General features: G+C 63.0%; 17 protein-coding genes. 8 read left to right on the top strand and 9 right to left on the bottom strand.

The genetic code is table 11. The features are described 5' to 3' along the window. The first annotated feature begins 13 nt into the window (after nt 1-13). From melA to ACR3EK_RS18065, 7 genes are read left to right on the top strand one after another with little or no spacing between them, the layout of a single operon-like run. A complete protein-coding gene (gene melA / locus ACR3EK_RS18095; RefSeq protein WP_480634152.1) occupies nt 14-1,354 on the top strand; it encodes an alpha-galactosidase in 1,341 nt (446 codons plus the stop codon). Between the two features lie 55 nt (nt 1,355-1,409). Continuing rightward, nucleotides 1,410-3,116, top strand: coding sequence for an IlvD/Edd family dehydratase (locus tag ACR3EK_RS18090; RefSeq protein WP_480634151.1), 1,707 nt, complete (start codon nt 1,410-1,412; stop codon nt 3,114-3,116). Further along, nucleotides 3,116-3,883, top strand: coding sequence for an SDR family NAD(P)-dependent oxidoreductase (locus ACR3EK_RS18085; RefSeq protein WP_170365985.1), 768 nt, complete (start codon nt 3,116-3,118; stop codon nt 3,881-3,883). Before ACR3EK_RS18090 ends, ACR3EK_RS18085 begins: the two co-directional genes overlap by 1 nt. Nucleotides 3,884-3,887: 4 nt before the next feature. Then, nucleotides 3,888-4,781, top strand: coding sequence for a 2-dehydro-3-deoxygalactonokinase (locus ACR3EK_RS18080; RefSeq protein ID WP_480634150.1), 894 nt, complete (start codon nt 3,888-3,890; stop codon nt 4,779-4,781). Beyond that, complete coding sequence (locus tag ACR3EK_RS18075) at nt 4,778-5,383, top strand: 2-dehydro-3-deoxy-6-phosphogalactonate aldolase (protein ID WP_480634149.1); 606 nt, start codon at nt 4,778-4,780, stop codon at nt 5,381-5,383. Before ACR3EK_RS18080 ends, ACR3EK_RS18075 begins: the two co-directional genes overlap by 4 nt. After that, nucleotides 5,380-6,240: an SMP-30/gluconolactonase/LRE family protein gene (locus ACR3EK_RS18070; protein WP_480634148.1), complete on the top strand. Its 861-nt coding sequence runs from the start codon at nt 5,380-5,382 to the stop codon at nt 6,238-6,240. Before ACR3EK_RS18075 ends, ACR3EK_RS18070 begins: the two co-directional genes overlap by 4 nt. Then, nucleotides 6,237-8,156: a beta-galactosidase gene (locus ACR3EK_RS18065; RefSeq protein ID WP_480634147.1), complete on the top strand. Its 1,920-nt coding sequence runs from the start codon at nt 6,237-6,239 to the stop codon at nt 8,154-8,156. The genes ACR3EK_RS18070 and ACR3EK_RS18065 overlap by 4 nt, the downstream gene beginning before the upstream one ends. Nucleotides 8,157-8,198: 42 nt before the next feature. On the opposite strand, the gene ACR3EK_RS18060 is transcribed toward ACR3EK_RS18065, so the two are convergent. The 9 genes from ACR3EK_RS18060 to ACR3EK_RS18020 all read right to left on the bottom strand — a co-directional run bounded on the left by ACR3EK_RS18060 (nt 8,199) and on the right by ACR3EK_RS18020 (nt 19,347). Next, the gene (locus tag ACR3EK_RS18060; protein WP_170435571.1) at nt 8,199-9,455 is read right to left on the bottom strand and encodes an ABC transporter permease; all 1,257 of its coding nucleotides are present in this window, start codon (nt 9,453-9,455) and stop codon (nt 8,199-8,201) included. Further along, nucleotides 9,452-10,372 (bottom strand): ABC transporter permease, encoded by a 921-nt coding sequence (locus ACR3EK_RS18055; RefSeq protein ID WP_170341829.1) that lies wholly within the window; start codon nt 10,370-10,372, stop codon nt 9,452-9,454. The genes ACR3EK_RS18060 and ACR3EK_RS18055 overlap by 4 nt, the downstream gene beginning before the upstream one ends. A gap of 12 nt (nt 10,373-10,384) precedes the next feature. Next, nucleotides 10,385-11,497 carry an ABC transporter ATP-binding protein gene (locus tag ACR3EK_RS18050; protein ID WP_093963159.1) on the bottom strand — a complete coding sequence of 371 codons (1,113 nt, stop codon included), beginning with the start codon at nt 11,495-11,497 and terminating at the stop codon, nt 10,385-10,387. Between the two features lie 124 nt (nt 11,498-11,621). Further along, entirely contained in the window at nt 11,622-12,746 is a 1,125-nt protein-coding gene (locus ACR3EK_RS18045; protein ID WP_170341229.1) for an extracellular solute-binding protein, read from the bottom strand. 351 nt (nt 12,747-13,097) lie between these two features. Further along, nucleotides 13,098-14,180, bottom strand: a complete 1,083-nt coding sequence (locus tag ACR3EK_RS18040) for an ABC transporter ATP-binding protein (protein WP_480634146.1) — start codon at nt 14,178-14,180, stop codon at nt 13,098-13,100. 3 nt (nt 14,181-14,183) lie between these two features. Continuing rightward, nucleotides 14,184-15,839 carry an alpha-glucosidase gene (locus ACR3EK_RS18035; protein WP_480634145.1) on the bottom strand — a complete coding sequence of 552 codons (1,656 nt, stop codon included), beginning with the start codon at nt 15,837-15,839 and terminating at the stop codon, nt 14,184-14,186. 9 nt (nt 15,840-15,848) lie between these two features. Beyond that, nucleotides 15,849-16,997 (bottom strand): carbohydrate ABC transporter permease, encoded by a 1,149-nt coding sequence (locus ACR3EK_RS18030; RefSeq protein ID WP_170391627.1) that lies wholly within the window; start codon nt 16,995-16,997, stop codon nt 15,849-15,851. Nucleotides 16,998-17,007: 10 nt separating this feature from the next. After that, nucleotides 17,008-18,015: a carbohydrate ABC transporter permease gene (locus ACR3EK_RS18025; protein WP_170359279.1), complete on the bottom strand. Its 1,008-nt coding sequence runs from the start codon at nt 18,013-18,015 to the stop codon at nt 17,008-17,010. 63 nt (nt 18,016-18,078) lie between these two features. Further along, nucleotides 18,079-19,347 (bottom strand): ABC transporter substrate-binding protein, encoded by a 1,269-nt coding sequence (locus ACR3EK_RS18020; protein ID WP_480634144.1) that lies wholly within the window; start codon nt 19,345-19,347, stop codon nt 18,079-18,081. Nucleotides 19,348-19,578: 231 nt separating this feature from the next. On the opposite strand from ACR3EK_RS18020, the gene ACR3EK_RS18015 reads away from it, so the two are divergent. Then, nucleotides 19,579-20,610, top strand: a complete 1,032-nt coding sequence (locus ACR3EK_RS18015) for a LacI family DNA-binding transcriptional regulator (protein WP_480634143.1) — start codon at nt 19,579-19,581, stop codon at nt 20,608-20,610. Nucleotides 20,611-20,612: the final 2 nt, after the last annotated feature.

Here is a 20,612-nt window from a genome sequence, read left to right as displayed (position 1 = left end):
AAGGTTTACAGTCATGACCAAGATCACCTTCATCGGTGCAGGTTCCACGATTTTCATGCAAAATATCGTGGGCGATGCCCTGCTGACCCCGTCGCTGGCCGACAGCCATTTTGCCCTGATGGACATCGACCCCGAGCGTCTGGCCGAGAGCGAAACCGTCGCGCGCGCCATGATCCGCTCGGTCGGGACCGGCGCGACCGTGTCCACCCATACCGACCGCCGCGCGGCGCTGGACGGGGCCGATTTCGTCATCACCGCCTTCCAGATCGGCGGCTACAAACCCTGCACCGTCACCGATTTCGAGATCCCCAAGCAATATGGCCTGCGCCAGACCATCGCCGACACGCTGGGCGTGGGCGGCATCATGCGCGGCCTGCGCACCGTGCCCGTCCTGTGGGATGTGGCCCGGGACATGGCGCAGCTGTGCCCGAATGCCACGCTGCTGCAATACGTCAACCCGATGGCCATCAACACCTGGGCGCTGGCCGAACGGTTCCCGGCGCTGAAACATGTGGGTCTGTGCCACTCGGTCCAGAACACAGTCGAGGAGCTGGCCCATGACCTGGACCTGCCCAAGGATGAAATCCGCTATCGCGTTGCGGGCGTGAACCACGTGGCCTTCTTCCTGCGGCTGGAACATCAGGGCCGCGACCTGTATCCGGCGCTGCGCCGGGGCTATAACGCGGGCCAGTTGCCCAAAGCGCCGCTGCTGATGCCGCGCTGTCCGAACAAGGTGCGATACGAGGTGATGGATCACCTGGGCTATTTCTGCACCGAAAGCTCGGAACACCTGGCCGAGTATGTCCCGTGGTTCATCAAGGATGGGCGTCAGGACCTGATCGACCAGTTCCAGATCCCGCTGGACGAATACCCCACCCGCTGCGAAGAGCAGGTCGCGAATTGGAAGGAACAGGCCAAGACCCTGACCGACGGGCGCGACATCGAAGTGATCCGCAGCCACGAATTCGCCGCCGACCTGATGAACGCAATCGTCACCGACACGCCCTATGTCGCCTATGGCAACCTGCCCAATACCGGGCAGATCCCGCAGCTACCGCTGGGCGCCGCGGTCGAAACGCCCTGCCTGGTCGACAGCAACGGCGTGCAGCCCTCGGTCGTGACCGGCATCCCGCCGCAGCTGGTCGCCCTGATGCGCAGCCAGATCAACGTGCAGGAACTGACCGTGCGCGCCCTGGTCGAGGAAAACCCCGAACACATCTATCACGCCGCCATGATGGACCCGCACACCGCTGCCGAACTGGACCTGCGCCAGATCCGCAGCCTGGTCAGTGACCTGCTGACCGCCCATGCCGACTGGCTGCCGGATTGGTGCCGTCCGGCCCGCGCGGCCTGATCATCCGGCAAACACACAAGAAAACCACGACCCAATACGAAAAAGAAACAAAGACATGAAGAAACGCCGCTCACAGCACTGGTACGGCAAGCTCGACAAGGACGGGTTCATCCATCGGTCGTGGATGAAGAACCAGGGCTTTCCCGATCATGCGTTCGACGGACGCCCGATCATCGGCATCTGCAACACATGGTCGGAACTGACGCCGTGCAACTCGGGCCTGCGCGACCTCGCCGAAGGCGTCAAGCGCGGCGTGTGGGAGGCCGGAGGCTTTCCGGTCGAATTCCCGGTGATGTCGCTGGGCGAAACCCAGATGAAGCCCACCGCCATGCTGTTCCGCAACCTGCTGGCCATGGATGTCGAGGAATCGATCCGCGCCTATGGCATCGACGGCGTGGTGCTGCTGGGCGGCTGCGACAAGACCACGCCCGGCCAGCTGATGGGCGCGGCCTCGGTCGATCTGCCCACCATCGTGGTCAGCTCGGGGCCGATGCTGAACGGCAAGTATCGCGGTCAGGATATCGGCTCGGGCACCGATGTTTGGAAATTCTCGGAAGCCGTGCGCGCCGGCGAGATGACCTTGCAGGATTTCATGAACGCCGAATCCGGCATGAGCCGGTCCAAGGGCGTGTGCATGACCATGGGTACGGCCTCGACCATGGCGTCGCTGGTCGAGGCGATGGGCATGAGCCTGCCCACAAACGCCGCCCTGCCCGCCGTCGATGCCCGCCGGATGGCGCTGGCGCACATGACCGGCAAACGCATCGTCGAAATGGTGGACGAGGACCTCAAACCCTCGGACATCCTGACCAAGGCGGCGTTTGAGAACGCCATTCTGGCCAATGCCGCGGTGGGTGGGTCCACCAACGCCGTGGTGCACCTGCTGGCGCTGGCCGGCCGGGTGGGCGTGGACCTGACCCTGCAGGATTTCGAGATCGGCTCGGACATTCCGCTGCTGGTCAACTGCATGCCCTCGGGCAAATACCTGATGGAAGATTTCTGCTATGCCGGCGGGATGCCGGTGGTCCTGTCCGAGCTGAAATCGCATCTGCGCCCGGCCCGCACCGTTCTGAACAAGGACATCTCGGCCCACTATGAGGGCGCGGAATGCTTCAACCGTGACGTGATCCACGCCTTTGACGATCCGGTGAAACCGGCCGCCGGGCTGCGCGTTCTGCGCGGCAACCTGGCGCCGAACGGGGCCATCGTGAAACCCTCGGCCGCCACAGACAGCCTGCTGGAGACGGAAGGTGGGGCCTATGTCTTCGACAGCATCGAGGACCTGAAGGCCAATATCGACCGCGACGACCTGCCTGTGACGCCCGAGACCATCCTGGTGCTCAAAGGCTGCGGGCCAAAGGGCTATCCGGGCATGCCCGAGGTCGGCAACATGCCGATCCCCGCCAAACTGGTGAAACAGGGCGTACGTGACATGATCCGCATTTCCGACGCACGCATGTCGGGCACCGCCTTCGGCACCGTGATCCTGCATGTCAGCCCCGAGGCGCAGGCGGGCGGTCCTCTGGCGCTGGTGAAAACCGGCGATCGCATCCGCGTCTCGGCCAGCAAGGGCGAGCTGGAACTGCTGGTCGACGAACAGGAACTGGCCGCCCGCCGCGCGGATTGGCAGCCCGACGACCCGCATTACACCCGCGGCTATGCCAAACTGTATATCGACCATGTCCTTCAGGCCGACCGCGGCGCTGACCTTGATTTCCTGGTGGGCAAGGACACCCGCCTTGTGACCAGAGAGAGCCATTGATGACCCAGCCAGCAACCTTCCATGACCTCGACGGCGCGTCCGTCTTCATCACCGGCGGCGGGTCGGGCGTGGGCGCGGCCCTGACAGACGGGTTCCTGGCCCAAGGCGCCAAGGTCGCCTTTATCGGCCGGTCCGACGCCAGCGCATTCGTCGAAGAGATGCGCGCCAAACACGGCCGCGCGCCCTTGTTCCTGCAGGGCGACATGACCGACACCGCGCTGCTGCACGAAACAATGACCAAGGCTGCCGAGGCCCACGGTCCGCTGAACGTGCTGGTCAACAATGCGGCGAACGACAAGCGCCACAGCCTCGAAGAAACCACGACCGAGTTTTGGGATTGGATGATCGAGGTCAACCTCAAGGCCTATTACTTTGCCTGCCAGCAGGCCGCGCGCCAGATGGCCGAAACCGGCGGGTCGATCATCAACTTCAGTTCGATCAGCTACATGATGGGCAATGCAGGCTATCCGATCTATACGACGGCCAACGCCGGAATCACCGGTATGACCCGCTCGCTCGCGCGCGAGCTGGGGCCGAAGAACATCCGCGTCAACGCGCTGGCGCCCGGTTGGGTGCTGACGCAGAAACAACTGGACATGTGGGCCACGCCCGAGGATCTGGCCGCGCATATGGATCGCCAATGCCTGAAGGAACATCTGAGCCCGGACGACATGATCGCGCCGACGCTGTTCCTGGCATCGACGGCCAGCCGCGCCATGACCGGGCAATGCATGGTCGTCGATGGCGGCGTGGTCACAACGGGGTAAGCACATGAACACCGAGTGGATCGCAGTAGACTGGGGCACCTCGCATCTGCGCGCCTGGGCGATGCAGGGCGACACGGTGCTGGACCACGCCCAATGCGACCGGGGCATGGCGACGCTGGGTCGGGATCAGTTCCAGGACGCGCTGCTGACTCTGGTCCAGGGCTGGCTTGGCGCAGCGCCCGTCGACGTGGTCGCCTGCGGTATGGTCGGTGCCCGGCAAGGCTGGGTCGAGGCGCCCTATGTGGCGGTTCCGACCAAGCCGATCTCGACCGTGCCGGTGCGCGTGCCCGGCACCGATCCACGCATCCGCGCTTTCGTGGTACCCGGCCTGAAACAGGACGACCCCGCCGACGTGATGCGCGGCGAGGAAACCCAGATCGCCGGCTACCTGTCCACGCGCCCACATTGGGATGGCGTGATCTGCCTGCCCGGCACCCACACCAAATGGGTGCAGGTCAGCGCCGGCGAGGTCGTCAGCTTCCGCACCTTCATGACGGGTGAACTGTTTGATCTGCTGGGCCAGCACTCGGTGCTGAAACACTCGGTGGGCGAAGGCTGGGACGACGAGGCCTTTGCCACGGCCGTGGCGGACACGCTGTCCAAGCCCGAGCAACTGGCCGGGCGGCTGTTCGGGCTGCGCGCCGCCGACCTGCTGCACGGGCAGGATCCGGCTACCGCCCGCGCCCGCCTGTCCGGCGTTTTGATCGGTGCCGAACTGGCCGCCACCCGCCCCTATTGGCTGGGCCAGCAACTGGCCATCATCGGGGCTGAGGCCCTGTCGCACATCTATGCCACCGCGCTGCAGCAACAGGGCGCGTTCGTCGAAACCGCCGACGCGACCCAGGCCACGCTGGCCGGTCTGCTGCAGGCCCGCACCCTCACGAGGCAAACCGCATGAGCCGCCCCATCATCGCCATTCTGCGCGGGCTAGACCCGGCACAGGCCGAGGCCGTCGGCCAGGCCATTCTGGACGCAGGGATCGACCGGATCGAGGTGCCGCTGAACTCGCCCGACCCGCTGGACAGCATCGGCCGTCTGGCCCGTTCGATCGACGACCGCGCGCTGGTCGGCGCCGGAACCGTCCTGACCGTGGACGAGGTCAAACAGGTGGCCGCCGTGGGTGGCAAGCTGATCGTGTCGCCAAATTGCGATGCCGAGGTGATCGCGCGCACGGTGGATCTGGGTCTGCAAAGCTGGCCCGGGGTCTATACCCCGACCGAGGCCTTTACCGCCCTACGGGCCGGGGCCACCGGGTTGAAACTGTTTCCCGGGGTGATGGCCGGACCGGTGGGGCTGGCGGCGATGCGCCCGATCCTGCCCAAGGGCACGCAGGTCTATGCCGTGGGCGGCGCGGGGCCCGAGAATTTCGGCGACTGGCTCAAGGCCGGGGCCGACGGGTTCGGCATCGGGTCGGCCCTGTTCAAACCTGGAATGTCCGTGGACCAGATCGCCGAAAACGCCCGCCGGATCGTCGCCGCCTTTGACGAGGCCGCGCGATGAGCCACGTCTTTGACGACCGCCCGTGCGCGTTGGGCGAAGGCCCGCTGTGGCACCCCGAACGGCAACAGCTGTTCTGGTTCGACATCGTCAACAAGCGCCTGATGACCCGCGACGCGGATGGCCCGCAAAGCTGGGATTTTGCCGAGCACGTCTCGGCCGCAGGCTGGATCGACCGCGACACGCTGCTGATCGCGTCGGAAACCGGCCTGTGGCGGTTCGGGCTTGAGACCGGTCACAAGGACCGCATCGTCACGCTTGAGGCCAACAACCCGGTGACCCGCTCGAATGACGGGCGGGCTGATCCGTGGGGCGGGTTCTGGATCGGCACCATGGGCAAGCGCGCGGAACGGGGCGCGGGGGCGATCTATCGCTTGTGGCGGGGTGAGCTGCGGCAGCTGGTTCCGGACGTGACCATCTCGAACGCGATCAGTTTCGCGCCCGACCGGTCCTGCGCCTATTTCTGCGACACGGCCACCGGGCAGGTGCGGCGCTGGGGTCTGAACCCCGAAACCGGCTGGCCCGAGGGCGACAGCGCGGTGTTTCTAGACCTGCGCGCCGAGGGTTTGAACCCCGATGGCGCGGTCGTCGATGCCGCGGGCAACCTATGGCTCGCGCAATGGGGCGCGGCGCGGGTCGCGGCCTATGACGCCGGCGGAACCTTCTTGCGCGCGGTGCGTTTCGCGGCGGCCCATACCTCGTGCCCCGCTTTCGGCGGACCGGATCTGACGACGCTGTTCTGCACCTCGGCCCGTGAAGGGCTGGATGCGGACACCATCGCATCGCACCCCACCAACGGAATGACCTTTGCCGCCGAAAACGCGGGCCAAGGTCAGGCAGAACACAGAGTCATCCTATGAACCCCGAACTTGGCGTTTGCTATTACCCCGAACATTGGCCCCAGTCGATGTGGGCCGAAGATGCCGCGCGCATGGCCGAGGCCGGTCTGCGCTGGGTCCGGATCGGCGAATTCGGATGGAGCCGGATGGAGCCGGAACCGGGCCGGCTGACATTCGACTGGCTGGATCAGGCCATCGAGACCCTTGGTGCGGCTGGGCTGAAGGTGGTGCTGGGAACCCCAACCGCCACGCCGCCGCGCTGGATGCTAGACCGGCACCCGGACATGCTGGCGGTGGACGAAAACGGGCAGCCGCGCAAGTTCGGCTCGCGCCGGCACTACTGTTTCAGCCATCGCGGATACATCGATGAGTGCGTCCGCATCGCCCGGATCATGGGCGAACGTTTTGGCCACAACCCGCATGTGGCCGCCTGGCAGATCGACAATGAATATGGTTGCCACGACACCACCGTCAGCTACAGCGAGCCTGCCCGGCAGGCTTTCCGCCGCTGGCTGGCCGAACGCTATGGCTCGGTCGCGGCGCTGAACGCGGCCTGGGGCAACGTGTTCTGGTCGATGGAATACGGCGATTTCGGTCAGATCGACCTGCCCAACCTGACCGTGACCGAACCCAACCCGGCGCATGTGCTGGCCTTCCGCCGGTTCAGCTCGGATCAGGTGGTGGCCTTCAACCGGGCCCAGGTTCAGGCGCTGCGGCCGCTGACCGACGCGCCGCTGCTGCACAACTACATGGGCCGGATCCTGGATTTCGACCATTTCGAGGTGGGCGCCGATCTGGATATCGCCACTTGGGACAGCTACCCGATCGGGTTCCTGTCCGACCGGCTCGAGGCGGACGCGACGCACAAGGCGGCCTATCTGCAGCAGGGCGACCCGGACATGCAGGCCTTTCACCACGATCTGTACCGCGCCGTCGGACACGGCCGCTGGTGGGTGATGGAGCAACAGCCCGGACCGGTGAACTGGGCACCCTACAACCCGGCTCCCCTGCCGGGCATGGTGCGGCTCTGGTCGCTCGAGGCCGTGGCCCACGGGGCCGAGGTGGTCAGCTATTTCCGCTGGCGGCAGGCGCCTTTTGCGCAGGAACAGATGCACGCGGGCTTGCTGACGCCCAACAACCACCCCGCCCCCGGTCTGGCCGAGGCGCAGCAGACGGCCGCGGATCTGGCCGCGCTGGGACCGGTGGAACCGGTGCAGGCGCGGGTGGCCATCCTGTTCGACTACCCGTCGGACTGGGCCTGGGCGACCCAGCCGCAGGGCGCGGGGTTCAACTATTTCCGGCTGGTGTTTTCCGCCTATCGCGCCCTGCGCCGCGCCGGGCTGTCGGTCGATGTCGTGCCGACCTCGGGCTTGGACGACGCCGACTATGATCTGATCCTCGCCCCCGGGCTGGCCACGCTGGACGACGCGCTGGCCGACCGCCTGCGGGCGGCTGCGAAACTGACGGTTCTGGGCCCGCGCGCCGGAGCAATCACGGCTGATTTCCAGATCCCGGCCCAAGGCCGCCCCGGCCTGCAGGCGTTGGACTGCGACGTGGCGCTGGTGGAATCCCTACCGCCCGAGATCACCCGCCCGGTTCAGGACGGCGGTGCCGCGCAACATTGGGTCGAGCGGCTGACAGGCGACGCGCCCGATCTGTTGACCTTTGCGGACGGAACCCCGGCGCTGAAGGGCAGTGACCAGCTTTGGTATCTGGCCGGCTTCCCGGACGAAGACCTGTGGGACCGGATCGTTGGAATGGCCGCGCAGAAGGTCGGGCTGACCCTACACCCGATGCCGCCCGGCCTGCGGCGGCGCGAAACCGCGACCCATGACTTCCTGATCAACTACAACGCCACACCGGTGGATTGGAACGGCCACAGCATCGCTGCCTGCGGGGTCGCCATCCTGAAACGCAATCCGCCCGGCCAGGAATGAACCTGAACCGGGCGGATGTGGTGCTCTGGTAGGCGCTTCTTCCTACTCGTCGGTCTTCAGACTGTTTGGATCGAAGACGTTGCCGAACCCACTGTTGCCCGAAGGCTGATCGTCAGGCTCGGCTGAGCTTTCGTCGTCCTGACCACCCAATGTGTTCGGAGCGAACACATTGCCAAAACCGCTGTTGTTCGACGGTTTGGGCGTGGATCGCTGCGCGTCGCCTTGCTCGGCCTCGCGCTGCTTGCGCTGCTCCTCGCGTTGCTTGCGCAATTCCTGAATGCGCTGCTCGGCTTCCAGACGCTTTTCTTCCTTGACGTCCGCGATGCACTGGGCCGGGTTGTAGGCCATGGCCGTCCCGACGACAGTGATCGTTGCCACGGCAAACATGACCAGCAGCACGGCCGCCATGTTCCCCGAGAAAAAGCTGGGCAACTTGATCTTGCCCGCCAGCTCCTCGACCGTGGCTTCCTTGCGCGCGGCAGCGACCAGTTCCTGACGCTTCAACTTGGCTTCGTTCAACAGGGCGAAGAACACGGTCAGCGCCACGATGATAAAGGCCAGCGCCGAAATCGCAGGTGTAATGCCGTAGCGCACCTTCTGAGCCAGTTCGATTGTCAGTGTCGGGTATTCGCCGAACGTGAAGGTGGTGGTGTTGTAGTTCTCGAACGAGGCAAGAAACGCAAGCACCGCCGCCGAAGCAATCGCCGGGCGCATGAACGGGAGCAGGATCTTGCGAAACGCCTGTGCATGCGTTGCGCCAAGGTCCAGTGCCGCCTCGGTCAGCGCCAGGTCATATCGCTGCAGCCGGGCCACCAGAACCAACATGCAATAGCTGGCGATGAAGGTGGATTGGCCAATCACGGTCAGGAAAATACCGTTCGACAAAAAGCTGTCGGCGCCCAGCCCCAGCATCCGGTTGATCCGGTCCCAGAAGACCAGCGTCGAGATACCCAGAACAACGCCCGGGATCAGGATCGGAGCGATGATGATCGTATAGTAGGTGGCGCGCAGCTTGGGCCAGATCTGGGTCAACATCAGCGCTCCGGCCAAGCCCATCGCCACCGACAGAACCACGGTTCCCGCGCCGATGATCAACGAGTTCTTGATGCCGTTCAGGATGCGTTGGTCCTGAAACAACTCGCCAAACCACTGGAAGGTCAGGCATTCCCACGGGCTCATGCGCGGGAAACCGGACGAGTTGAAGGCGGTGATCGACATGATCACCAGGGGACCCAGCAGGTAGGCGAAGAAGATCGCCAGATAGACCCAGATGCTGATACGGAGGAAGGACATGTTCATTTCCCGATATCCCCCATGTTCACCTTGAACAGGCGCATCATTGCCAGCACGAACAGGATACAGGTGACCAGCAGAACGATGGCGTAGGCTGCGCCTTGTGGCCAGTCGTTGTTGTCATTGAACTGCTGATAGATCAGTTGCGTGAACCACAGACTGGACGGCCCACCCAGGATTTGAGGTGCGGCCAGCGCACCGGCCGACAGCATGAACACCATCGTACAGCCAGAACTGATGCCAGGCTTGGCATAGGGAATGACCACCCTCCAGTGGATCCGCCACCACGGAGCGCCCAAGTCGCGCGCCGCTTCGATCTGGTTTCCATCCAGGCTTTCGATGACGTTGTACATCGGGAAGATCATCAGCAGGATGTACGCGTAGCCGAGGCCCGCATAGAGCGCGATGTCGTTGCGAATGAAATCGAACGGCGTGTCCCAGATCCCCAATCCGACGAACAGCGTGTTCAAAACACCCGTCTCTCCGAAGATGATACGCAGCGCAAAGGCACGCAGGATCTCGTTGATCCAATAGGGGATGATCAGCATGATCGCGAAGATACGGATGTGATTGCCCTTGGACTGACCCAGGTAATAGGCAATCGGATAGCAAATGATCAGGTTGAAGATCGTCACGCAGACCGCGGCGATCAACGTCCGGAAGAAAACGCGCAGATCAACGGCGTTGTAGGACTGGCTACCGCCTTCCGGCCCGTAGATCAGGTATTTGTAGTTCTCCAGCGTGTACACGTCCTTGGGGCCGCCGATTTCCGGGGGCGGCAGGTTGGGACGGAAGGAAAAGTCCAGCATCGACAGCTGCGGCAGGATGATCAGGCCGATCGTCCAGAACAGGACAAGTCCCAGAATCGCGAGGCCCATGCCGAAACCGTTGCGGTTGAAGAAGTCCCTGAGGAAGCCAGGCATCGTCGGGCCTCCTTATTCCGCAGCCAGCTCACCCGCCGGAACGACGACCGCGTTGCGGGTTTCGTATTCCAGCGTGATGTTCTGCCCGGTGTGATCTTTGAACGACTGCCCGTGGTTCGGGATCGAGACCTTGATCTCCTTGCCACCCTCCCCTTCGGTGAAGATGTTGAAGACGTTGCCTTCGAATTCCTCGTGGGTCACCCGTGCCGTGACGAAGTGATCGCCGCTCGTCCCCTCGGGTGCAATCGAGAACGCCTCGGGTCGGATGAACATCATGGCGTCGTCACCTTCGGCCAACTTGCCCTGATTGGCGGTCGATATCCGCGCCACCAGATCGCCGGACCGGTTGGTCGAGATCAGGGCCTCTTCGCCCATCACTCTTTTGACCTTGCCGCGGAAGACGTTGTTTTCGCCCACGAACGAGGCGGCAAAAGCGGTTGTCGGGTCGTTGTAGATGGTCTTGCCATCGGCGATCTGGTCGATCACGCCAGCGCGCATCACGGCGATGTTGTCCGACATGGTCAGGGCCTCGCCCTGGTCATGGGTGATGTATATGAATGTGATGCCCACACGCTTTTGGATTTCGCGCAGCTCGGTGCGCATGTGCTGGCGCAGCTTGAGATCCAGCGCCGACAGCGGTTCGTCCAACAGCAGCACGTCTGGCTCGGCGCATAGAGCGCGCGCGATGGCCACTCTTTGGCGCTGACCGCCCGACAATTCGCTGGGCAGCTTGTCGCCCTGATCCGGCAGGGCGATCATGTCCAGCAGCTCGTCCGCGCGTTTGCGGCGCTCGGCGGCGCTGGCCCCTTTGATCTCCATCGAAAAAGTTATGTTCTCCCAGACCTTCATGAGCGGAAACAGCGCGAGGTTCTGAAAGATCAGAGCAGTAGGACGCTTGTTCGGCCCGATGCCCTTCATGTTCTTGCCGCCGATCAGGACATTGCCTTCGCTGGGCTCGAGGAACCCCGAGACCGCTCGAAGGATCGTGGTCTTGCCGCAGCCCGAAGGCCCAAGGAACGAAAAGAAATCGCCCCCGTTGATGTTCACGTTCGCATCTCGCACAGCGACAAAATCGCCGAAGCGGATCCACAGGTTTTCCAGATCAACTCCGATCCCTGCACTCATTTTTGGTATCTCCCTGTGATGCAGCCTCAGGCCGCACCGCATCGTTGTCCGTCACGCGGGGCAAACGCGTGCGGGGTCCAAAGGCCCCCCGCGCGACAACGCGAGGGGCGCGATCTCAAGGCGATCAGGCGCTCTTGAACTTGTTGACGAACTCGGTCCGGGTCTCGGCATACCACGGTGCTTCGGCAGGCCACGGGTTCAGGTTGGCCAGCGAGTCGCCCGGATAGGCCTCGGCAAAGTTCTTCTTGTAGGTGTCGCCCGAATACTGGTCGGCACCCAGAACCGGCGAGTTGTAGCCGTGGCTGTCGATTGCGACACCGGCCGGCTTGGCCTGATAGGCGAAGTCGATGAAGGCGTAGACCTGGTCGATATTGGTTGCGCCGGTCGGCATCGACATGCCGTCGACCCAAGCCATCGCACCCTCGACCGGAGCCTGGTAGTGCACCGGTTCGCCCGCGGATTTCAGTGCCAGCGGCGGACCATCCCAAGTCTGTCCGACGACAACCCCTTCGTTCAGCAGGCCGTTCTTCTGGGTGTCGGCATCGTTCCAGATCAGTTTGATCCGGTCCTTGCGGGCGATGCACCAGTCGGTGATCTGACCCCAGACCTTGCGCATGGTGTCTTCGTCGCCATATGCGGCCCAGACCGAGCCGGGCTCCATCTCGCCGATGCGCTCCATGTACAGACCCGCGCCCAACATCATCGAATGCGCGCGACCCATGGTCTTGCCGGCGTTTTCTTCCGACCAGACGTCACCATAGGACGGAGCGTCGCCCTCGGGCAGCCACAGGTCGGTGCGATAGGCAATGCCTTCGGTACCCCAGATATGCGGCAGCCAATGCGCGCCGCTGTCACCAAAGTTCCAGGCATCGGTGCCGATCTTGGCCATCGCCGGGTTGACCTTGTCGATCGGGACCCTGTTCATGTCGAACGGCTGCAGAAGCTCCAGCGGCTCCCACTGCAGCGAGCGGTTGTTGGTCGGCGAAACGATATCAAAGCCCTGGCCCTTGGTGGCCTTCATCTTGTTGATGATCTCTTCGTTCGAGCCAATTCCGGTGTAGTTCACCTTGATCCCGGTCAGGGTTTCGAACTCTTCGATGAAGCTGGGCGGCAGGTAATCCGACCACATCAGGATGTTGACTTCGCCCGAAGATGCAAGGGCGCTTTTGCTGTACAGAGGTGCCGCCAGCGCAGCTGCGCCGGCCCCTTTCAACACCGTACGACGGCTGAAGTTTGACGATTTGGTCATTCGTGTTTCTCCCGTGTTTGGACTGAGTTTTGTTTTTTATCCGTGCGTCACGTTAGAGTTTTGCGGTCGCCCCGTCAGTCCAAAAAGTGACAGTTTGCGAAATTCTTAGGTCCAGTTCCCTCGGAAGCCCAAGCCCGGAGCCTGCCCAAACAGGGCGCGACTCTGCGGGAATTCGCGCAAGGATCATATATCAAAAGGGCCGACGATACCTAACGGCGCATCGGAACTGGCCTCATGTCACACAGGGAGATCACGCGAATTTTTTGCGCATCCGCCAAATAGATGCGCATCATTTCAGCCGCAAAAATCGATTTGCGACAAATTCAGACCAGAATCACGACGAGGTCCGAGCTATTTGCGCATTGACCGGCCGTCATGGAACAGGTGGATCTTCTCCGGCGCGGCAGTCACCGAAACCGTCTGGCCACGCAAGCCACGATGGATGCCCGGCAGTTTGCCGATCACCGACTCGGCGCCGGGGGCTTTCGCGAAATAGAGCAACGTCACCTCGCCCAACGCTTCGGTAAAGTCCACGGTCCCGGTCAGGATGGGGTTACCATCGGCCACCACCAGGTCCTCGGGCCGGACGCCCACATTGACCTTCTTGCCGGCGTCGGCGTCCCGGGTCGGAATGGCCGAAACTGCCGTGCCGCCACAGTCCAGCGCAACGGTCGTGGTGGCACCGGTGCCGGTGATCGTGCCCGGCAGCAGGTTCATGGCGGGCGAGCCGATGAACTGGGCCACGAATTCATTGTCGGGCGTCTCGTACAGTTCCAGCGGCGTGCCGACCTGCGCGATGCCCTTGTTGGCCAGAACCACGATCCGGCTGGCCAGGGTCATTGCCTCGACCTGATCGTGGGTGACATAGATCATCGTGCTGTCGGGCATCGCCTCTTTCAGGCGCGCGATCTCGATCCGCGTGGCCACCCGCAGGGCGGCATCCAGGTTCGACAGCGGCTCGTCGAACAGATAGACCTTGGGGTCGCGCACGATGGCCCGGCCGATGGCGACCCGCTGACGCTGACCGCCCGACAGAGCCTTGGGCAGCCGGTCCAGAAACGGTTCCAACTGCAGGATCTGCGCCGCGCGGTTTACCGCCGCGTCGATCTGATCGGTGGGCATCTTGGCGATCTTCAGGGCAAAGGCCATGTTCTCGCGCACGGTCATGTGCGGATACAGCGCGTAGCTTTGGAACACCATGGCGATGCCCCGCTGTGCCGGGGGCACATCGTTCATCACCTGCCCCTCGATCTCCAGCGTTCCGCCCGAAATACGTTCCAGCCCCGCGATCATCCGAAGCAGGGTGGACTTGCCGCAGCCCGAGGGGCCGACGAACACGATCAACTCGCCGCGCTGGATCTCGAGGTTGATGTCCTTCAGGACATCGACATTGCCATAGGTCTTGGCGACATCGGTCAGCTTGAGCTCGGACATGGGTTACCCTTTCTCTCGGACCATCAGGCAGAATTGCGAGGGCGCCAGCGTGGCGCTGCCCTGCGCCTCGACTGCGCCCAGATCCTGACCGATGCAGCGCCAGTTGCCTTCGGGCAGGTCGATTTCCGCGGCGCCATCGCCCAGGTTGAAGGCGCAGAACACCTGCTGGGTATCATCCTCGCGCAGGAAGCTGAGGATCGGGCCGGTTTCGCGCATGTCGGACTGGGTGCCCGACATCAGCGCCGGATATTCATGGCGCAAGGCGATGGCACGACGATAGTGGTTCAGCACCGACTGCGGGTCGGCGTCCATCCGGTCCACGGCGCGCTCGGCCTGCGCGGTGCTGACGGGCAGCCAGGGCGCACCGGTGGTAAAGCCCGACTGTTCGTCCTGCGCAGCCCAGACCATGGGCGTGCGGCAGCCGTCGCGGCCCTTGTATTCAGGCCAGAACTCGATGCCATAGGGGTCCTGCAGGCGCTCAAAGGGCACGTCGGCCTCGGGCAAGCCCAGCTCTTCGCCCTGATACAGGCAGGCCGAGCCGCGCAGGCACATCATCAGAACCGCGTGCTGCCGGATGCCGGCCTCATCCAGATCCCAGCGCGAGGCGTGGCGCTGCACGTCGTGGTTGGAGAACGCCCAGCACGGCCAGGCGTCGCCGGCCTTGGACAGGAGCTGGTCGAACACATGCTTGGTGTATTCTGCCGTCAGGCGGCGTTTTTCCAGAAATTCAAAGGCATAGCACATGTGCATACGCTTGTCGCCACGGGTGTATTCGCCCATGATCTCAAGCCCGCGCTGTGCGTCGCCCACCTCGCCCAGACAGGCGCGACCGTCATATTGATCGGTCAGGGCGCGCAGCCGTTCCAGGAAGGCGATGTTTTCGGGCTGGCTCTTGGAATACAGGTGGTCCTGATGGTTGTAGGGGTTGACCATCGGCGCGATGGTTGCGTTGCGCTGATCCAGCGGCAGCGCCGGGTTGTCGCGCAGTTGCGCGTCGTGGAAGTAGAAGTTGATCGTGTCCAGTCGGAACCCGTCAACGCCCATGTCCAGCCAGAACCGCGCCACGTCCAGCAGCGCGTCCTGCACATCGGGGTTGTGGAAATTCAGGTCCGGCTGCGAGGTCAGGAAGTTGTGCAGGTAATACTGCTGCCGGCGCGTATCCCACTGCCAGGCCGAGCCGCCGAAGATCGACAGCCAGTTGTTGGGCGGGGTCCCGTCAGGCTTGGGGTCGGCCCAGACATACCAGTCGGCCTTGGGGTTTTCGCGGTTGCTGCGGCTTTCGACGAACCACGGATGCTGGTCCGAGGTATGCGACAGAACCAGGTCGATCATCACCCGCAGACCCAGACCATTGGCGCGGTCCAGCAACGTCTGGAAATCCTCCATCGTGCCGAACATCGGATCGATGGCGCGATAGTCGCTGACATCGTACCCGAAATCCTTCATCGGCGACTTGAAGAAGGGCGAGATCCAGATCGCATCGACCCCCAGACCAGCGATGTAATCCAGCCGCTGGGTAATGCCCCGCAGGTCTCCGATGCCGTCGCCGTTGCTGTCCTGAAAGCTGCGCGGGTAGATCTGATAGATCACGCCGCCGCGCCACCAGTCGGACGCCGTCTTGGTTGAGTGCTTGAGGTCCACGTTGTTCTGCACGTTCATCACACGCCCTTATTTGACTGAACCGGCCAGCAATCCGCGGACCAGGTATTTCTGCATTGCAAAGAAGACGACCAGCGGCACCGCGATCGACACGAATGCGGCCGTGGCCAGGATTTCCCAGTTGCCGCCACGGGTGCCCAGAAGCTCGACGATACTGTTGGTCATCACGGTAGTCTCGCCGGATGCGTCGATCAGGAACACCTTGGCCACCAGCAGGTCGTTCCATGTCCACAGGAACTGGAAGATGGCGAACGAGGCCAGCGCCGGAAAGCTCAGCGGCAGGATCAGCTTGGTGAAGATTTGAAATTCGGTGGCGCCATCGACCCGCGCATTCTCGATCAGGTCGCGGGGCAGCCCGGCCATGTAGTTGCGCAGAAGATAGATCGCCAGCGGCATGCCAAAGCCGGTATGGGCCAGCCAGACGCCCAGATACCCTTTGCCGATGCCTATGTTCAGGTGGAATTTCAGCAGCGGGATCAGCGCCAACTGCAAGGGAACCACCAGCAGACCGACCACCGCGGCGATCAACAGCGCACGGCCCGGGAAATCCATCCAGGCCAGCGCATAGGCCGCGAAAGCCGCCACCAGGATCGGAATGATCGTGGCCGGAATCGTGACTGTCAACGTGTTGAAGAACGCCTTGGCCATGCTGTCAGTGCTGTCCTCGGCCAGCAGGACCTTGTGGTAGTTGTCCAGCGTGAATTCGGGCGGCAGTTCGGCGGTCACGAAGACGCGCGACCCACGGCTGCCAGTGAATTCCTCGGTGTTCTCCATCCGGTAGTCGCCATTGGCCTGAACGGTGATCGTACCGCCCTTGCGCAGCTCGGCCGTCTGGCCCGGCTCAAACGCATCGATCTCGCGCGAGCTGATGCCCCATTTCGAGATGCGCGCCTTGGTGCCCGCGTCGAACAGGTTGCCCTCGATCACGTACAGTCCGTTTTCCTGCACCTGCGTGTCAGGCGCGGCGCTGCGCAGCGTCAGGTTCTGCTCGGAGGGGAAAATCGCCCGCCACCAACCACTGGTCGCGATCTGGTCCGCCGTGCGAAACGACGAGATGAACAGGCCCAGCGTGGGCACCACCCACAGCACCACCAGGAACAGAACCGAGGCATGTACGGCCCATCTGAGCGCCGGGCGGGTTCCTGCGATCTCACTCATGACGCACCCCCTATTCCATTTCCTTGCGCGCGTTGCGCACGTTCCAGACAAGGATCGGCGTCACCAGCAGCATGATCACCATGGCCGAAGCCGAACCCACGCCCCAGTCGTTGGCGCGGAACAGCTTGTCGAACATGTAGTTGGCCAAGACCTGTGTCTCCCACTGGCCGTTGGTCATGGCGAACACGATGTCGAAGACCTTCAGCACGACAATGGTGATCGTTGTCCACACCACCAGAATCGTGGTCTTGATCTGCGGCACCTTGATCTTGAAGAAGATCTGGAACGGGCTTGCGCCATCCAGAATGGCGGCCTCGACCGTTTCTTCGGGAATGCCGCGCAGGGCAGCCGACAGGATCACCATAGCAAAGCCCGTCTGAATCCAGACCAGCACGATCATCAGGAAGAAATTGTTCCAGAACGGAATGGTCAGCCAGGTCTGCGGGTCAGTTCCGCCAAAGAAGATGTACAGGGCATTCAGCATGCCGATCTGGTCCTGCTCGACCGGACGGGTGTCATAGACAAGCTTCCAGATCACCGATGCGCCCACGAACGAGATCGCCATCGGCATGAAGATCAGAGATTTGGCGACATTGCCCCATCGGATGCGGTCGGTCAGCTGGGCGACCAACAGGCCAAATGCTGTCGACAGCGCCGGGACCACGATCAGCCACAGCATGTTGTTACGCATCGCTTCCCAGAATTTGGGCTCTCCCATCATTTGGGCGTAGTTGTCCAGACCCACCCACTCGTATCCGCCGCCGGGCACCCGGTCGGTCAGGGACAGGCGTAGCGTTTCCACCACAGGGTAGGCCAGGTACAGCCCCAGCGCGACCAGAGCGGGCAATAGAAACAACCATGGCCGGACCATGTTCGCCCGATTGATGTTGCGTCCGGCGTTCGGGCCGCGCGGCGGGAACAGAATCTTGTCCAGAAACTGGTTGGACAAGTAGAAGTAACCAACACAGCCGGATACGCCGATGGCGATCGTCAGCAGACCTTGCAATGCGGGATGCATGTCACCCTCCCTGGCGACAATGGGTCGGGCAACCCTGAGGTCGGATTGCCCGGTTTCATGGCTTTATTGGATCGCGTCCCAAGACGCCTGGATCTCGTCCGCCACGTCTTGCGCGGGTTTGCCACCGGCATAGTCGACCATGCCCGTCCAGAACGTGCCTGCGCCAACCGCGCCCGGCATCAGGTCAGACCCGTCAAAACGGAAGGTGGTCGCACCCAGAAGAATGTCGTTCATCTTCTTCAGCGTCGGATCCGAGAAGGCCGAGGTATCGACACCCTTGTGCGGGGTCAAAAAGCCGCTGAGCGCCATCCAGGTCTCATGCGCCTCGGGGGTCTGCAGATAGGCGATCAGGTCATGCGCTGCGGGGCTGTCATTGGTGATCGCCCACAGGGTGCCAGCGCCCAGTACCGGGCTGCCCAGATCCTTGCTTTCATAAGCTGGGAAGTAGAAGAAATCGGCATCTTCACCCACGACCGTGCCTTCGGGGAAGAAGGCCGGGATGAACGAGGCCTGACGGTGCATGTAGCACTGCGGCGGCGAGCTGAACATGCCTTTGGGGCTGTCGCGGAAATCCGTGGTTGCAACCGCACCGGCCCCACCGGCGACGTAGTCGTCATTGCGGGCGAATGCGCCGAATTCCTCGATCGCGGCCACGACCTTGGGATCGTTGAACTTCAGATCGTTGGCAACCCACGCGTCATAATCCTCGGGGGATTGGGTGCGCAGCATCATATCCTCAACCCAGTCGGTCGCAGGCCAGCCGGTTGCGCCACCCGACCCCAGACCGATGCACCAGGGCGTGCCGCCATCGGCGACGATCTGGTCGGTCAGGGCCTTGAGCTCTTCCATCGTGGTCGGAACTTCATATCCCGCGTCCTCAAAGTTCTCGGGCACGTACCAGACCAGCGATTTCACATCGACCTTGTAGAAGAAGCCGTACAGGTGGTCCTGACCGTCCGGGCCGGCATAGGTGCCCAGATCGACCCAAGACTGGCCCGCGGCATAGTTGTCCCGGATCCAGTCGGCGGTCCCGTCAGCAAGCGGTGTCAGAAACCCGGCCTTGGCCATATCGGCTGCAAGACCCGGCTGGGGGAACACGGCGATGTTCGGGGCCGACCCGGCCTCGGCGTCGATGCGGATCTGCTGCTCGAAGCTGTCCGACCCGACATAGGCATATTCATGACCGGTGGCCGCGGCAAAGCCGTCCAGCACCTTTTCGACATTCTCCTGGTCCGGGCCAAGCCACGGGCCGAACACGGTGACCTTTTCGGCCTGGGCCGCGCCCGCCATCAGGGCAAACGTGGCCGCACCTGCCAAAAGCGAGTGTTTCATTGATTTTCCTCCCAACTGTATCCGCGCGTGTGAGACTCAGTTTTCAAAGCGCTTTGAATGCGGCCGTTATCCGCTAACATGTTGGCCCTGTCAATGGCTAGATTTTGACATGGGCCGTCCGTGTCCATGTTTTCTTGACATATAGCAAAGAATGGCGAAACAACTTGACGCAAGCCGCAAATCCCCACACAACAGGGCGCACACAAGCATTGAAAGCGTTTTGAAACCGCTATGAACCTCAAACAGCTCTCTCAGATCCTGGGTCTGTCGCAGACGACGGTCAGCCGCGCGCTGAACGGTTACCCAGAGGTGAATGAAGAGACCCGCATGCGGGTTCAGGCGGCGGCGGCCAAACATGGCTATCGGCCGAACGCGCGCGCCAAGGGGCTGGCGACGGGTCGTTCGATGGTGATCGGCCACGTGATCCCCAGCTCGTCGCGCCACGAGATGGTAAACCCGATCTTCGGCGATTTCGTCGCCGGCGCGGTCAAGAAATATGCCGAGCACGGCTACGACATGATGTTCACCAATGCCGACGACACCTCGATCGAAGACGCCTATCGCAGCCTGTTCCAACGCGGTGCGGTCGACGGCGTGGTGCTGCAGGGCCCGAAGGTGAACGAGCCGCGGATCGAGGTTTTGACCCGCATGCAGGTGCCGTTCATCGTGCATGGCCGGTCGACCGGCGTGAGCGTGCCCTATGACTGGATCGACGTGAACAACAAAAGCTCGTTCCTGCGGGCCACCCGGTTTCTGATCGACCTGGGCCACCGGCGGATCGCGTTGATCAACGGTCTGGAAGACATGGATTTTGCCCAAAGGCGCCGCGACGGGTATCTCGAGGCGCTGAAACAGGCCGGCCTGTTGCCCGACCCGGCCCTGATGCGCAGCGCCGAAATGACCGAGGTCTATGGCCATCACGAAACCCGCGACATGCTGCGGCTGGACGATCCGCCGACCGCGATCCTGACCTCGTCGATGATCTCGGCGATCGGGGTGCGGCGCGCGCTGGACGAGGCCGGGCTGAAAATGGGCCGCGACGTGTCGGTGATCGCACATGACGACGACCTGTCCTATCTGAAGAACGGGCAGGACGTTCCGATCTTTACCGCCACCCGGTCTTCGGTGCGCCACGCCGGCGAACTGGCCGCCGAGATGCTGATCGAGCGCATCCGCGCGCCCCACGACCCGGCCAAGACTAGATTGCTCGAGGCCGAACTGGTAGTCGGCGGCTCGACTGGTCCCGCCCCCAACAGGTTCTGAAC

Source organism: Ruegeria sp. BC8 (genome assembly GCF_056535705.1).
The sequence above is the reverse complement of the archived record's forward strand: the minus strand, read 5'-3'. Positions and strand labels throughout refer to the sequence as shown.

What these genes read in the sequence shown, in the direction of transcription:
- ACR3EK_RS18055 (WP_170341829.1), bottom strand. Translation starts at nt 10,372, where the DNA reads ATGCCTGGCTTCCTCAGGGACTTCTTCAACCGCAACGGTTTCGGCATG.
- ACR3EK_RS18020 (WP_480634144.1), bottom strand. Translation starts at nt 19,347, where the DNA reads ATGAAACACTCGCTTTTGGCAGGTGCGGCCACGTTTGCCCTGATGGCG.
- ACR3EK_RS18080 (WP_480634150.1), top strand. Translation starts at nt 3,888, where the DNA reads ATGAACACCGAGTGGATCGCAGTAGACTGGGGCACCTCGCATCTGCGC.
- ACR3EK_RS18075 (WP_480634149.1), top strand. Translation starts at nt 4,778, where the DNA reads ATGAGCCGCCCCATCATCGCCATTCTGCGCGGGCTAGACCCGGCACAG.
- ACR3EK_RS18050 (WP_093963159.1), bottom strand. Translation starts at nt 11,497, where the DNA reads ATGAGTGCAGGGATCGGAGTTGATCTGGAAAACCTGTGGATCCGCTTC.
- ACR3EK_RS18025 (WP_170359279.1), bottom strand. Translation starts at nt 18,015, where the DNA reads ATGCATCCCGCATTGCAAGGTCTGCTGACGATCGCCATCGGCGTATCC.
- ACR3EK_RS18085 (WP_170365985.1), top strand. Translation starts at nt 3,116, where the DNA reads ATGACCCAGCCAGCAACCTTCCATGACCTCGACGGCGCGTCCGTCTTC.
- melA (WP_480634152.1), top strand. Translation starts at nt 14, where the DNA reads ATGACCAAGATCACCTTCATCGGTGCAGGTTCCACGATTTTCATGCAA.
- ACR3EK_RS18040 (WP_480634146.1), bottom strand. Translation starts at nt 14,180, where the DNA reads ATGTCCGAGCTCAAGCTGACCGATGTCGCCAAGACCTATGGCAATGTC.
- ACR3EK_RS18060 (WP_170435571.1), bottom strand. Translation starts at nt 9,455, where the DNA reads ATGAACATGTCCTTCCTCCGTATCAGCATCTGGGTCTATCTGGCGATC.
- ACR3EK_RS18090 (WP_480634151.1), top strand. Translation starts at nt 1,410, where the DNA reads ATGAAGAAACGCCGCTCACAGCACTGGTACGGCAAGCTCGACAAGGAC.
- ACR3EK_RS18035 (WP_480634145.1), bottom strand. Translation starts at nt 15,839, where the DNA reads ATGAACGTGCAGAACAACGTGGACCTCAAGCACTCAACCAAGACGGCG.
- ACR3EK_RS18045 (WP_170341229.1), bottom strand. Translation starts at nt 12,746, where the DNA reads ATGACCAAATCGTCAAACTTCAGCCGTCGTACGGTGTTGAAAGGGGCC.
- ACR3EK_RS18070 (WP_480634148.1), top strand. Translation starts at nt 5,380, where the DNA reads ATGAGCCACGTCTTTGACGACCGCCCGTGCGCGTTGGGCGAAGGCCCG.
- ACR3EK_RS18065 (WP_480634147.1), top strand. Translation starts at nt 6,237, where the DNA reads ATGAACCCCGAACTTGGCGTTTGCTATTACCCCGAACATTGGCCCCAG.
- ACR3EK_RS18030 (WP_170391627.1), bottom strand. Translation starts at nt 16,997, where the DNA reads ATGAGTGAGATCGCAGGAACCCGCCCGGCGCTCAGATGGGCCGTACAT.
- ACR3EK_RS18015 (WP_480634143.1), top strand. Translation starts at nt 19,579, where the DNA reads ATGAACCTCAAACAGCTCTCTCAGATCCTGGGTCTGTCGCAGACGACG.